Genomic DNA, 12990 nt, shown 5'->3' with positions numbered 1-12990 from the left:
CGGCCCGCTTACGCCGGCAGCTTGAAGTCGGCGACCGAGCGCCGCAGGTCCGCCGCCAGTTGCGCCAGGCGGCCGATCGATTCGGCGGTCTGTCCCGCGCCTTGCGAGGTCTGTCCGGTGATCTGCCGGATCACGTCCATCGTCTGGGTGATGTCGATCGCCGCCGCCGACTGCTGGTGCGCGGCGATGGAGATGTTCTTGATGAGGGTGTTGAGCGCGTTGGACACGCGCTCGATCTCGGTCAGCGCGGTGCCGGCGTCCTCGGCCAGGCGCGCGCCGGACACCACTTCGGAGGTGGTCTGCTCCATCGAGCTGACCGCTTCGTTGGTATCGGCCTGAATGGTCTGCACCAGGCCTTCGATGCGGCGGGTGGCGCCGGAGGTGCGTTCGGCCAGGCGCTGCACTTCGTCGGCGACCAGGGCGAAACCGCGGCCGGCCTCGCCGGCCGAAGCGGCCTGCACCGCGGCGTTGAGCGCCAGGATGTTGGTCTGCTCGGAAATGTCGTTGATCAGTTCCACGATCGAGCCGATTTCCTGGGTCGACTCGCCCAGGCGCTTGATGCGCTTGGAAGTCTCCTGGATCTGGTCGCGGATCTGGTCCATGCCCTGGATGGTCTCGCGGACCACGCCGGCGCCCTCGGCGGCGATCACCACCGAGCGCTGCGCCACATCCGCCGACTCGGTGGAGTTGCGCGAGACCTGCTCGATGCTGGCGGCGATTTCGTTGATGCGCACCGAGGCCGAACCGATCTGCTCGGCCTGGTGGCCGGCCGCCTCGGCCAGTTGCCGCGCGGTGGCCTGGGTCTCCTCGGTGGACACGGCGACCTTGGCCGAGGTGTCGTTGATGGTGGTGACCAGGTGGCGCAGCTCGTCGACGGCGTAGTTGATCGCGTCGGCGATGGCGCCGGTCATGTCCTCGGTGACCGAGGCCTTGACCGTCAGGTCGCCTTCGCCGAGCGAGCTGATTTCGTCGAGCAGGCGCATGATCGCCTGCTGGTTGCGGCTGTTGTATTCGACCTGGGTCTGCAGGCGGATTTCCTGCTCGCGGCTGCGGCTGCGCACCGTGGTCCAGACGAAGCCGATGATCGACAGCAGCGCCAGCAGGCCGGAGATCACGCCCAGCCAGAAGTTCGGGAACCACCGGGTATCGCGGATGGAGCCGAACGCGGAGAACGCATCGAACAGCTTCTTGCTGTCCTCCAGCATCTTGCCCGAGCCGGCGGTCAGCGCCGCGGCGGCGTTCTGCGCGGCGAACAGGCTGCGCGAGCTGGCCTGCAGCGCGTCCAGGTCCTTCTTCATCTCCGCCCACTGCGCCTGCGACTGCTCCAGCGCGGCCAATGCGGCAGCGTTGCGCACCGGGGCAATGCCCAGTTCCTCGTTGCCGTTGCGCAGCCCCTCGAGCATCTGCCCGAACACCACCGCGTCGCGCGCCAGCGCATCGCCGGCGCCGGCCGCGCCGCGGCCGCCGGCGCGCATTTCGGTGACGCGGCGGGCCATGGTGCCGGCCACCACCACCTGCTGCAGGGTGTTGTAGATCTGCGCGGCGGGGGCGCCGCCGACGGTCATCGCGCGCACCACCTCGTTCAACTGCGCCTGCAGCTGCGGCACGCCGCCGACGAAGCGGTCGGCATTGCCGGCCAGCGCCAGCACCGCCGGTTCGCTGTCCACCACCTGCTGCGCGCTCTTGGCCAGCGGCGCCCAGGTACTGTTGAGGGTCCGCAGCGGCCCGGACACGCCGGCCTCGTTGGCGTAGCGCGCGTTGAGCTCGGCGACGGTGCTCTCCACCTTCGCCTTGGTCTGCCTGAACTGCTTGAAGGTCTCGGCGTTGCCGGACACCGCGTCGCGGGCCTGGTTGGCCAGCTGTTGCGACAGCACCTGCAGGTCGGCCGCGCCGGTGCTGGCGCCGGCCAGGCGGTTGCCCTGCCAGGTGGCCACGCCGGTGTTGGCGCCGAACACGACCAGCGACAGCGCCAACAGGCCCAGCCAGAAACTCGTGCCCACGCTGCCGAGCTTGCTGGCCTTGCGGGCGTCCGGAGCAGTACTCATGATGCGACCTCGGTCTTCGATGCGGAGGCAGCGCGCGCGTTCAGGCGGCGGCTTGCCGGAATTCGGGAGTGCGCGACAGCAGCGACAGCGAGAACACGCCCCAGTCCTGGGCGTCGCCGCGGAACGCGCGGTCGATGAAATGCGCGTAGCGGCCCTGCGCCAGATCGCCCGGCTCCACCGCCTGCGCCTCGGTGAAACTGCGCTGGCCGAACAATTCGTCGATGGTCAGCGCCACGTCGCCGCCGCTCTGGCGCATGATCAGCACGCGCTGGCCTTCCTGCAGCGCGGTGCGCTCGCCTTCCAGAAACTGCTTCAGGTCGACCACCGGAAACAGGTTGCCGCGCAGGTTGCCCACGCCCAGCAGCCACGGCTGAGCGCCCGGCACCGGCGTGACCGGCGGCATGCGCACGATCTCCACCACTTCGCGGAAGTCCGACACCAGGTGGCGCTTGCCGACGCGGTAGCCGACCCCGCGCCAGACGTCGTCGTCGAAGGCGCGTTCGGGCATCTGCACGGCGTGCGCCAGGCTGCGTCGCTCGTAGGCTTCGAGGATGTCGAAGGGCGAGCGCATGTCAGCCCACCAGTTGGTTGATGCGGGCGATCAGTTCGTCTTCCCGCGGCGGCTTGACGATGTAGTCGGTGGCGCCCTGGCGCATGCCCCAGACCTTGTCGGTCTCCATGCTCTTGGTGCTGATGATCAGCACCGGGATGTGCCGGGTGGCCTCGTCGCGCGACAGCGCGCGGGTGGCCTGGAAGCCGCTCATGCCCGGCAGCACCACGTCCATCAGCACCAGGCTCGGCGCCTGCTCGCGGACCAGCTTGAGCCCGTCCTCGGCGTTGTCGGTGGACAGCACCTGGTGCCCGGCCTTTTCCAGCCACTGCGTGAACACCGCCCGGTCGGTCGGTGAGTCCTCGATCAACAAGATACGGGCCATGCTGCCTTTCCCCCTGGTCAGGCGTTGACGTATGTACGGATCGCGCCCAGCAGCTCTTCGCGTGTAAAGGGTTTGGTGAGGTAGTGCTCGGAACCGACGATGCGCCCGCGCGCCTTGTCGAACAGGCCGTCCTTGGAGGACAGCATGATCACCGGTGTGGCCTTGAACAGCTGGTTGCCCTTGATCAGCGCGCAGGTCTGATAGCCGTCCAGCCGCGGCATCATGATGTCCACGAAGATGATCTGCGGCTGCTGATCGGCGATCTTGGCCAGGGCCTCGAAGCCGTCGGTCGCCGTCACCACTTCGCACCCTTCGCGCTTCAGCAACGTTTCGGCGGTACGACGGATCGTTTTCGAATCGTCGATCACCATCACCCGCAAGCCTGCGAGCTCCCCACCCGCAGTCGTGTTTTCACTCATCACCTGCCCCCAAGCGCGCGACGCTTCATCGGATCCGGCTTCGCTGCGAAACGCCATGTATCCCAAGACCCGCTGCGACTGTCAAGGCCGCCGCCGCGGGTCCGCATTGAACCACGTAACCGCACAAACTATGTCACAGTTTGGCCCATGGCGTGCGACACCGCGCAGCCGCGCCCGCCCACCGGTGCGCGGCGCCCCCGCCGACCCGCTACCATCTTCCGCTCAGTCTCTCAGGTGCCCCCATGCCGTTCGATGTCATCGTGGTGATGGATCCCATCGCCAGCATCAAGATTGCCAAAGACACGACCTTCGCGATGCTGCTGGAAGCGCAGCGGCGCGGGCACCGGCTGCACTACGTGCGCCCCGGCGGGCTGACCCTGCGCGACGGCCACGCGCTGGCCCAGGCCGCGCCGCTGCGGGTGCGCGACGACAAGACCGGCTGGTTCGAGCTGGACGCCTTTGCCGAACTGACCTTCGGCCCCGGGCAGGTGGTGCTGATGCGCAAGGATCCGCCGTTCGATGCCGAGTTCCTGTACGACACCCACGTGCTCAGCGTGGCCCAGCGCGCCGGCGCGCAGGTGGTCAACGACCCGCAGGGCCTGCGCGACTTCAACGAGAAGCTGGCCGCGCTGCTGTTCCCGCAGTGTTGCCCGCCGACCCTGGTCAGCCGCGACGCCGCCGCGCTGAAGGCGTTCGTGCTGGAACACGGCCAGGCGGTGCTGAAGCCGCTGGACGGCATGGGCGGGCGCTCGATCTTCCGCAGCGGCACCGGCGACCCCAACCTCAACGTGATCCTGGAGACGCTGACCGACGGCGGCCGCAAGCTGGCGCTGGCGCAGCGCTTCATCCCGGACATCAGCGCCGGCGACAAGCGCATCCTGCTGGTCGACGGCGTGGCCGTGGACTATTGCCTGGCGCGGATTCCGCAGGGCGACGAGTTCCGCGGCAACCTGGCCGCCGGCGGCCGCGGCGAAGGCCGCCCGCTGAGCGAGCGCGACCGCTGGATCGCCACGCAGGTCGGCCCGGAGATGAAGCGGCGCGGCATGCGCTTCGTCGGCCTGGACGTGATCGGCGACTACCTCACCGAGGTCAACGTCACCAGCCCCACCTGCGTGCGCGAGCTCGACGCGCAGTTCGGGCTCAACATCGCCGGGCTGCTGTTCGACGCCATCGAGGCCTACCCGGCGCGATGAGCGCGGCGGCCGCGACGCCCGCGCCGCGCATCGGCGAGCGCGAACGGCTCAGCGCCACCCTGGTGCTGTCGCTGATCGTGCACGGCCTGCTGATCCTCGGCGTGGGCTTCGCGATCGACGACGATGCGCCGCTGGTGCCGACCCTGGACGTGATCTTCAGCCAGACCAGCACCCCGCTGACCCCGAAACAGGCCGACTTCCTGGCCCAGGCCAACCAGCAGGGCGGTGGCGACCACGACAAACCCCAGCGTCCGCGCGACAGCCAGCCGGGCGTGGTACCGCAGCGCCAGGACGGCCTGGCGCCGCAGGCGCTGCGCGCGCAGACCGCGGCGGCCGCGCCGGAACCGACCCCGCGTGTGGTCAGCAGCGCGCGCGGCGAACAGCCGCTGCCGGCGGCGCAGACCCAGCCGCGCACCGACGACCCGCTGCGGCCGGTGGACGCGCAGCGCGAACAGCGCGATGCCGAGATGGCGCGACTGGCCGCCGAGGTGCACCTGCGCTCGGAGCAGTACGCCAAGCGCCCCAACCGCAAGTTCGTCTCCGCCAGCACCCGCGAATACGCCTACGCCAACTACCTGCGCGCCTGGGTCGACCGCGCCGAGCGCGTCGGCAACCTCAACTATCCCGACGAAGCGCGGCGGCGCCGGCTCGGCGGCCAGGTGGTGATCAGCGTCGGCGTGCGCCGCGACGGCAGCCTGGAAAGCAGCCGCATCCTGCGCTCCAGCGGCGTGCCGATGCTCGACGCCGCCGCATTGCGGATCGTGCAACTGGCGCAGCCGTTCCCGCCGCTGCCCCGCACCGACGACAACATCGACATCCTGCAGGTCACCCGCACCTGGGTGTTCCTGCCCGGCGGCAGCCTGGTCGACGACCGCTGAGCGGCGAGCAGATCGGCGGCCCCTCTCCCACCGGGAGAGGAGCTGGGGTGAGGGTCCGGCGCGCAGCGTCTCGCGGTGCTTGGGTGCACGAGGCTGCGCCCGTACCCTCATCCGCCCCTGCGGGGCACCTTCTCCCGGTGGGAGAAGAAAGCGCGCTAGCCCCTCTCCCACCGGGAGAGGGGTTGGGGTGAGGGTCCGGCGCGCAGCGACTCGCGGTGCTTGGGTGTACGAGGCTGCGCCCGTACCCTCATCCGCCCCTGCGGGGCACCTTCTCCCGGTGGGAGAAGGAACCGCGCTAGCCCCTCTCCCGCCGGGAGAGGGGTTGGGGTGAGGGTCCGGCGCGCAGCGACTCGCCGTGTTTGGGTGCACGAGGCTGCGCCCGGACCCTCATCCGCCCCTTCGGGGCACCTTCTCCCGGTGGGAGAAGGAAAAGCGCTAGCCCCTCTCCCACACGCAAGTCCCCGGCGGCGAAGGACATAACCATTGCTGCCGCGGACATAACGACGCGGCATTTCTGTGATGGCGTCGCATTAAGGTTAATGGAGCGGGGGAACGTTACCGCGCACACCGCATCATCCAGGACGGGCAGATTCGAGTCGGCGCGGCGGGCCCCCGCCCCCACCACCCGAGTCGCCTTCCGCATGCACAACCATCGTTCCATCCGCAGGCCCGCCCTGCTCGCCCTGGCACTGAGTGCCGCCCTCGCCCTGCCCCCGGCCCAGGCCCAGTCCACCACCGGCACCGTTGCCGGGCAGGCGCCAGCCGATACCCAACGCATCCTGGTCCGCAGCGACAGCGGCCTCAGCCGCGAGGTCGCCGTGGACGCGCGCGGCCGCTACAGCGTCGGCCAGTTGCCGCTGGGCACCTACACCATCATCGCCAAGGGCGCCGACGGCCGCGTGCTGGGCAGTCGCGACGGCGTCGGCCTCACCGTCGGTGCCGTCACCGACGTGTCCTTCGCCCCGGTCACCAGCCTGGCCGGCGTCCAGGTCAGTGCCGACCGCGCCGCCGCCGCGATCGACGTGAGCAGCGTGGATTCGCGTACCGTGATCAATGCCGAACAGCTACAGCGCCTGCCGCTGGGCCGCTCGGCCGAGGCCATCGCGCAACTGGCGCCCGGCGTGGCCGGCAACAGCGGCAGCGGCACCTACATCGGCCCCACCGGCGCGCAGTTGCTCAGCTTCGGCGGCGCCTCCGCCGCGGAGAACGCGTACTACATCAATGGCTTCAACACCACCGACCCGCTACGCGGCCTCGGCGGGCTGACCCTGCCCTACGGCAGCATCGACCAGTTGGAGGTCTACACCGGCGGCTACAGCGCCAAGTACGGCCGTTCCGACGGCGGCGTGATCAACGCGGTCGGCAAGCGCGGCAGCAACGAATGGCATTTCGGTGGCCAGGCGACCTGGGAGCCGGACGGCCTGCGCTCGGCGCCGAAGGACGTGTACGCGCCCGGCAACGGCGCGCTGTACCGCCCGGACAGCAAGAGCGGCTCCACCCTCAGCACCCAGAGCGTCTACGCCGGCGGCCCGCTGATCCAGGACCGGCTGTTCTTCTTCGGCGCCTACGAACTGCAGCGCCAGGACGGCGACCGCTTCTACGGCGCACGCGAGACCACGCCGGGGCCGTACTACTACGACTACCAGTACCGTCGGCCGAGCTGGTACGCCAAGCTGGACTGGAACATCAGCGACAGCCAGCTACTGGAAATCACCGGCGCCTCCAGCCGCTACGTCACCCGCGGCAAGTACTACCAGTACAGCGGCCGCGACATCGGCGCCCTGCGCGGCGCTGCCGACACCACCAAGACCGGCGGCGACCTGTGGAGCGCCAAGTACACCGGCTACCTCACCGACCGCCTGACCTTCAGCGCCCTGTACGGCCAACAGCGCACCGACGACTACAGCCGCAATCCCAACTACAACGGGACGCTGACCTATGTGTCCAGCCCCGCGTTCCAGAATCCGGCCTACACCGGCGGCACCCCGATCACCAATGCGCAGACCACCTCGCTGCTGATCGACCCCGCGCGCGGCAACCGCACCGACAATCTGCGCCTGGACCTGAACTACGCCATCGGCGCGCACAGCATCACCATCGGCATCGACAACCAGAACGCGCGCGCGCTCAACCGCGGCTCGGTGGCCTCGGGCGACGGCTACTACTGGATCTACGGCCAGGCCAACCCCAACGTGCCGATCAATACCGGCCTCGGCGTGCCGGCCACCGGCGGCTATCCCAACGGCCAGGACGGCTACTACGTGCGCAAGTACATCTACAGCGCGCTGGCCTCGGTGCGCGCGGCGCAGCGCGCGCAGTACGTGGAGGACAACTGGCAGGTCACCGACCGGTTGCTGCTCAACCTCGGCCTGCGCCTGGACCAGTTCACCAACTACAACCGCGACGGCGCGCCCTACATCAAGCAAACCAGCGGGCAATGGGCGCCGCGGCTGGGTTTCAGCTGGGACGTCGACGGCGATGCGCGCTTCAAGGTCTACGGCAACGCCGGCCGCTACTACCTGGCGCTGCCGCTGAATCCGGCGTTCAACGCCGCCGGCGCCACCCTGGCCACCTCCACCTACTACACCTACGGCGGCATCGACGCCAACGGCTATCCCACCGGCCTGACCCAGATCTCCGGCGCGGTCTCGGCCAACAACAACTACGGCATCCTGCCCGATCCCAAGACCGTCGCCACACGGGGCATCAAGCCCTCGTTCCAGGACGAGTTCATCCTCGGCTTCACCAAGGCCTGGGGCGACAGCTGGGTCTACGGCGCCAAGGGCACCTACCGCGTCCTGCGCAGCGGCGTGGACGACTACTGCGACAGCGATACCGTGTTCGCCGCCGCCGCGGCGCAAGGGCACACGGTGACCCTGGCCAGGAATCCGGTCAGCTGCTGGCTGATCAACCCGGGCCGGGCCAACACCTTCACCCTGGTCGACACCTCGGGCAACTACGTCAAGGTGCCGCTGACCAATGCGCAGTTCGGCTTCCCCGCGTTCAAGCGCAACTACTACGGGCTCAACCTGTCGCTGGAGCACCCGTTCGACCAACGCTGGTACGGCCGCCTCGACTACACCTGGTCGCGCAGCTACGGCACCACCGAGGGCCAGTTGCTGTCGGGCATCGGCCAGACCGCGGTGTCCACCACCCAGGCCTGGGACTTCGCGCAGTTGATGGAGCACACCAACGGCCCGCAGAGCAACGACCACACCCATCAGGTCAAGTTCTACGGCTACTACCAGATCAACCCGGCGTGGCTGGTGTCGGCCAATCTCAAGCTGATCTCCGGTTCGCCGTTCAGCGCGTTGGGCTCCTACGGCCCGGACCACAGCGACCCCTCCGGCTACGGCATCGCCTATCACTACTACCAGGGCCAGCCGGCGCCTCCGGGCAGCCAGGGCCGTCTGCCGTGGCTGCAGCAGCTCGATCTCGGGGTCTCGTGGCGGCCGGCCTACGCCGACCGCAAACTGGCCTTCACCCTGGACGTGTTCAACGTCTTCAACGGCCAGGCCACGCTGTGGAAGTACCCGTACTCGGAGTCGGACCCGGGTAACGCGGACCCGGTGTATGGCGCGGCACTCCTGCGCCAGGCGCCGCGTTCGCTGCGCCTGAGCGTCAGCTACGACTACTGATCCGCTGCGCGGCAGTCCCAAGGACGCCGGCCATGGAAGGCCGGCGCCTGCGGCAAGGGTCAACCGACGACCGTAGCGGCGTGCAACCGGTCGGCGAGCGCCACGATCTCCGCCGCGTCCTGGACCCGTTCGCGCCAGGCCGCGGGAATCCCGTCGACGCCGTAGAAGGCGCCGGCCAACTGCCCGCAGATCGCCGCGGTGGTATCGGCATCGTCGCCAAGATTGGCCGCGCGCAATACCGCCGCGGCGAAACTGTCGGTGGTGGCGAAGCACCACAGCGCCGCCGACAGCGCATCGACCACATAACCGGTGCCGCGGATCTGCGCCACCGGCACCGCCGCGTGGTCGCGCACGGCCAGCGCACGCAGCGCCGGGGTCTGCATCGGCGGCGCGCCGGGCGCCCGCAGCACCTGCGCGCGGTCCTCGCCCAGCAACGCGGCACGCAACTGGAACGCGAACAACCGGCTGGCATCCAGCGCCTCGGCCGCGGCATGGGTGGTGCGCGAGCTGTCGGCGGCGCGCTCGGCCAGTTCGTCCGGACGCTGCGCATAGAACATCGCCACCGGCGCCAGCCGCATCAACGCGCCGTTGCCGGCCGCGCGCGGATCGTCGCTGCCGCTGAACGCCGGCCCGCCCTGCAGGTAACGCTCCAGCGCGGCGCGCACGGTGTTGCCGATGTCGAAGCACACCCCGGTGCTGCTCAGGTAGCCGTGCCGGTACCAGTTGCAATAACGGTTCATCTGGTCGGCCGCGTCGAAGCCCTGCCGGTACAGCAGGCTGTGGGCCAGGCACAACGCCATCGAGGTGTCGTCGGTCCACTGCCCCGGCTGCAGCTCGAACGGGCCGCCGCCGATCATGTCGTCGATCGGCGCGAAACTGCCGGGCGCCTTGAATTCCAGGGTCGTCCCCAGCGCGTCGCCCACCGCCAGCCCCAGCAGGCACCCGCGGAAGCGGTCGCTGGGCGCCACGCCGCCGCTCATCGCGCGGCCCGCTGCGCCTGTTGCTCGGCCAGGGTCAGGGCCACGTTGTCGCGCAGGTAGGCCGGCTCGGCGCGTTCCGGCGCGATCGCCTCGCCGCGCGCGTACGCGGCCGTGGCCAGGGTCAGCACGTCGGCGGCATGCGGCAGCGCCTGCGCATCGACGCTGCGCCAGTGCGCGCCGAAACGGCGCTGCAGGGTGGCGTCGACCGCCGCCAGGCCGGTGCCGACCGCGCTCCAGGCCGCATCCGGCTCCGGCAACACGAAGGCCTCCGGGCTCAGCACCTGTTCCTCGGTCAGCGCCAACAGACGGCCGTCGGCCTGCCGCGCGTACGCGGCGGTGTAGACCTCGCCCATGCGCGCATCGATCGCCGCCAGCACCCGCGGCGCGTCGGCCGGCGCGCGCTGCGCCAGCACCTGCAACGTGGACACCGGCAGCACCGGCAGGTCCAGGGCCAGGGCGATGCCCTGCGCCACCGCGATCGCCAGGCGCACCCCGGTGAACGCGCCGGGGCCGCGGCCGAAGGCCACCGCATCGAGCTGGCGGCGGCCGATCCCGGCCTCGGCCAGCAGTTGCTCGGCCCACGGCAGCGCCAGCTCGGCATGCCGCCGCGGCGCCAGTTCGAAGCGCTCCAGCACGCGGTCGCCGACCTGGACGGCGACGGAACAGGCTTCGGTGGAGGTTTCGAAGGCGAGGAGGTTCATGGGAAGCCGGGATTCGGGAATCGGGATTGGGGAATCGAAAGAGCAACGGCCGTGCGTCGGCTAGTCGGACGCGGCCGCTGGCGGCGCCGCTTCGGGATTATCGCCTAGCGCTGGGGCCTCGGTAGCGAAGAACTGGCGCACGTCCTCCACGTCGCGGGTACGCGCGAACGGCGGCAGCGACTCCAGGAAGGTGCGGCCGTAGGACTTGGACAGCAGGCGCGGGTCGCACAGCACCAGCACGCCGCGGTCGCGCTCGCTGCGGATCAGGCGGCCCACGCCCTGCTTGAGGGCGATCACCGCCTGCGGCAATTGCTCGTCGCGGAACGGGTTGCCGCCGTCGCGGCGGATCGCGTCCAGGCGCGCCTCGAACACCGGATCGTCGGGCGCGGCGAACGGCAGCTTGTCGATCACCACCACGCTCAGCGCATCGCCGACCACGTCCACGCCCTCGCGAAAACTGGCCGAGCCGAGCAGCACGCCGTTGCCGGAGGCGCGGAAGCGTTGCAGCAGGGTCGCGCGCGGCGCCTCGCCCTGCACGAACAGCGGCCAGGGACTGTCGCGCAGCGCCTCGGCCGCCTCGCGCAGCGCGCGGTGCGAGGCGAACAGCAGGAAGGCGCGGCCCTGCGAGGCCTCCAGCACCGGCTGCAGCGCGGCGATCAGCGCGGTGCCGAAGCCGCGCGCCGCAGGATCCGGTAGCGCCGGCAGGTAGCACAGCGCCTGCCGCGCCCAGTCGAACGGGCTGGGCTGCAGCAGGGTCATCGGGTCGCTCAGGCCCAGGCGGGTGGCGATGTGTTCGAACTCGCCCTTCACCGCCAGCGTCGCCGAGGTGAACACCCAGGCCGCGTGCGAGGCCTCGCGGTGCGCGCGCAGCGGCGCGGACACGTCCAGCGGCGTGCGCTGGCAGCGAAAGCCGCGCGGGGTCAGCTCGTACCACAGCACGTCGTTGGACGGCGCATCCGGTTCCGGCTCGGCCTCGAAATCCGGAATCGGCGCATCCTCGCCGAGCCAGCGGCCCAACCGCGTGCGCAGTTCGCGCGCACGCGCCGCGCAGGCGTCGAACCCGGGCGAGGCCTCGCGCAGCACCGCCAGCGGCTCCTGCAGCCGTGCCAGATCGGCCAGCAACGCATCGAAGCCGTCGCGCACCTGCGGCTTGGCCAGCAGCCGCCACTGCGTGCCGCGCGCCGGCAGCCCCTCCATCGCCGCGCGCAGTTCGCGCAGGGTCTGCTCCAGCGCCTGCGCCGGCGCCTGCAGGCTGGCCAGCGCGCCGGCGACCTGGCGGCTCTCGGCCAGGCAGTCGCGCGCCAGTTCCTGCAGCGGGCGCATGCCGAAGCCTTCGCCGAAGAAATTCGCCGCCAGCTCCGGCAACTGGTGCGCCTCATCGATCACGAAGGCCTGCGCGCCGGGCAGGATCTCGCCGAAGCCCTCCTGCTTCAGCGCCAGGTCGGCCAGCAGCAGGTGGTGGTTGACCACCACCAGGTCGGCCGCCTGCGCGCGCTGCCGCGCCTGCACCACGAAGCACTCGCCCCAGAACGGGCACTCGGTGCCCAGGCAGTTGTCCACGGTGGAGGTGACCAGCGGCAGCAGCGGCGAATCGTCGGCCAGCGCGTCCAGCTCGGCGATGTCGCCGAAGCGGGTGCGCCCGCTCCAGGCGACGATGCGCTGGAACTGCGCGACCTGCTCGCGCGCGGTGAAGCGCGGCTCGCCGCGGGCCTGCTGCAGGCGGTACTTGCACAGGTAGTTGGCGCGCCCCTTCAGCAGCGCGCTGCTCAGGCCCACGCCCAGCGCCGCCCGCACCCGCGGCAGATCGCGGTGGTAGAGCTGGTCCTGCAGCGCGCGGGTGCCGGTGGAGACGATGGTCTTCAGCCCCGACAGCAACGCCGGGACCAGATACGCATAGGTCTTGCCGGTGCCGGTGCCGGCCTCGGCAAGCAGCACGTCGCGCTGCTCGAACGCCTCGGCGATCGCCGCGGTCAACCGCAACTGCGCCGGCCGCGGCACGAACGCATCGAGCTGGCGCGCAAGCGCACCGCCTTCGCTGAGCGCTTCGGTGCTTGCATGGGCTAAAGACATTGGGAATGGGGAATCGGGAATGGGGAATGGTCAGAGCAGCGCTACTACCCGCTCACTGTCCCGGCCGCCGGCGGAGCGGAAATACGGAATATCGCCAGGATGGCAAACCACCAGAAATGCAGGCTTTCACC

At 70.3% G+C, this 12990-nt stretch carries 10 protein-coding genes; 3 read left to right on the top strand and 7 right to left on the bottom strand.

Going from position 1 to position 12990, the window contains the following annotated elements; translation table 11 throughout:
• Positions 1-8: 8 nt before the first annotated feature.
• The 4 genes from NKJ47_RS07085 to pilG are packed head-to-tail and all read right to left on the bottom strand — an operon-like array spanning position 9 to position 3399.
• On the bottom strand, positions 9-2045 hold the full coding sequence (locus NKJ47_RS07085) for a methyl-accepting chemotaxis protein (protein WP_254460785.1): 2037 nt from the start codon (positions 2043-2045) through the stop codon (positions 9-11).
• Positions 2046-2085: 40 nt separating this feature from the next.
• Entirely contained in the window at positions 2086-2616 is a 531-nt protein-coding gene (locus NKJ47_RS07080; protein ID WP_017910264.1) for a chemotaxis protein CheW, read from the bottom strand.
• A 1-nt stretch (position 2617) separates the two neighbouring features.
• On the bottom strand, positions 2618-2980 hold the full coding sequence (locus NKJ47_RS07075) for a response regulator (RefSeq protein ID WP_254460784.1): 363 nt from the start codon (positions 2978-2980) through the stop codon (positions 2618-2620).
• A 17-nt stretch (positions 2981-2997) separates the two neighbouring features.
• A complete protein-coding gene (pilG, locus tag NKJ47_RS07070; protein WP_237649356.1) occupies positions 2998-3399 on the bottom strand; it encodes a twitching motility response regulator PilG in 402 nt (133 codons plus the stop codon).
• Positions 3400-3641: 242 nt separating this feature from the next.
• Between pilG and gshB the strand changes: the two genes are divergently transcribed.
• The 3 genes from gshB to NKJ47_RS07055 all read left to right on the top strand — a co-directional run bounded on the left by gshB (position 3642) and on the right by NKJ47_RS07055 (position 9108).
• Positions 3642-4592 (top strand): glutathione synthase, encoded by a 951-nt coding sequence (gene gshB, locus NKJ47_RS07065; RefSeq protein WP_254460783.1) that lies wholly within the window; start codon positions 3642-3644, stop codon positions 4590-4592.
• Positions 4589-5470, top strand: a complete 882-nt coding sequence (locus NKJ47_RS07060) for an energy transducer TonB family protein (protein WP_254460782.1) — start codon at positions 4589-4591, stop codon at positions 5468-5470. The genes gshB and NKJ47_RS07060 overlap by 4 nt, the downstream gene beginning before the upstream one ends.
• Before the next feature lie 641 nt (positions 5471-6111).
• The gene (locus tag NKJ47_RS07055; protein WP_254460781.1) at positions 6112-9108 is read left to right on the top strand and encodes a TonB-dependent receptor; all 2997 of its coding nucleotides are present in this window, start codon (positions 6112-6114) and stop codon (positions 9106-9108) included.
• 59 nt (positions 9109-9167) lie between these two features.
• Here the strand turns inward: NKJ47_RS07055 and NKJ47_RS07050 are convergent, their stop codons facing one another.
• From NKJ47_RS07050 to NKJ47_RS07040, 3 genes are read right to left on the bottom strand one after another with little or no spacing between them, the layout of a single operon-like run.
• Positions 9168-10088, bottom strand: coding sequence for an ADP-ribosylglycohydrolase family protein (locus NKJ47_RS07050; protein WP_254460780.1), 921 nt, complete (start codon positions 10086-10088; stop codon positions 9168-9170).
• Positions 10085-10789, bottom strand: coding sequence for a tRNA (adenosine(37)-N6)-threonylcarbamoyltransferase complex dimerization subunit type 1 TsaB (tsaB, locus tag NKJ47_RS07045; RefSeq protein WP_254460779.1), 705 nt, complete (start codon positions 10787-10789; stop codon positions 10085-10087). The genes NKJ47_RS07050 and tsaB overlap by 4 nt, the downstream gene beginning before the upstream one ends.
• Before the next feature lie 60 nt (positions 10790-10849).
• On the bottom strand, positions 10850-12859 hold the full coding sequence (locus NKJ47_RS07040; protein WP_254460778.1) for an ATP-dependent DNA helicase: 2010 nt from the start codon (positions 12857-12859) through the stop codon (positions 10850-10852).
• Positions 12860-12990: the final 131 nt, after the last annotated feature.

The organism is Xanthomonas sacchari (genome assembly GCF_024266585.1).
Taxonomy (GTDB): Bacteria; Pseudomonadota; Gammaproteobacteria; order Xanthomonadales; family Xanthomonadaceae; genus Xanthomonas_A; species Xanthomonas_A sacchari_C.
The sequence above is the reverse complement of the archived record's forward strand: the minus strand, read 5'-3'. Positions and strand labels throughout refer to the sequence as shown.

Excerpts from the sequence above, each read along its gene's own strand:
- NKJ47_RS07080 (WP_017910264.1), bottom strand. The coding sequence starts at position 2,616 with ATGCGCTCGCCCTTCGACATCCTCGAAGCCTACGAGCGACGCAGCCTG.
- gshB (WP_254460783.1), top strand. The coding sequence starts at position 3,642 with ATGCCGTTCGATGTCATCGTGGTGATGGATCCCATCGCCAGCATCAAG.
- NKJ47_RS07055 (WP_254460781.1), top strand. The coding sequence starts at position 6,112 with ATGCACAACCATCGTTCCATCCGCAGGCCCGCCCTGCTCGCCCTGGCA.
- NKJ47_RS07060 (WP_254460782.1), top strand. The coding sequence starts at position 4,589 with ATGAGCGCGGCGGCCGCGACGCCCGCGCCGCGCATCGGCGAGCGCGAA.
- NKJ47_RS07040 (WP_254460778.1), bottom strand. The coding sequence starts at position 12,859 with ATGTCTTTAGCCCATGCAAGCACCGAAGCGCTCAGCGAAGGCGGTGCG.
- tsaB (WP_254460779.1), bottom strand. The coding sequence starts at position 10,789 with ATGAACCTCCTCGCCTTCGAAACCTCCACCGAAGCCTGTTCCGTCGCC.
- NKJ47_RS07085 (WP_254460785.1), bottom strand. The coding sequence starts at position 2,045 with ATGAGTACTGCTCCGGACGCCCGCAAGGCCAGCAAGCTCGGCAGCGTG.
- pilG (WP_237649356.1), bottom strand. The coding sequence starts at position 3,399 with ATGAGTGAAAACACGACTGCGGGTGGGGAGCTCGCAGGCTTGCGGGTG.
- NKJ47_RS07050 (WP_254460780.1), bottom strand. The coding sequence starts at position 10,088 with ATGAGCGGCGGCGTGGCGCCCAGCGACCGCTTCCGCGGGTGCCTGCTG.
- NKJ47_RS07075 (WP_254460784.1), bottom strand. The coding sequence starts at position 2,980 with ATGGCCCGTATCTTGTTGATCGAGGACTCACCGACCGACCGGGCGGTG.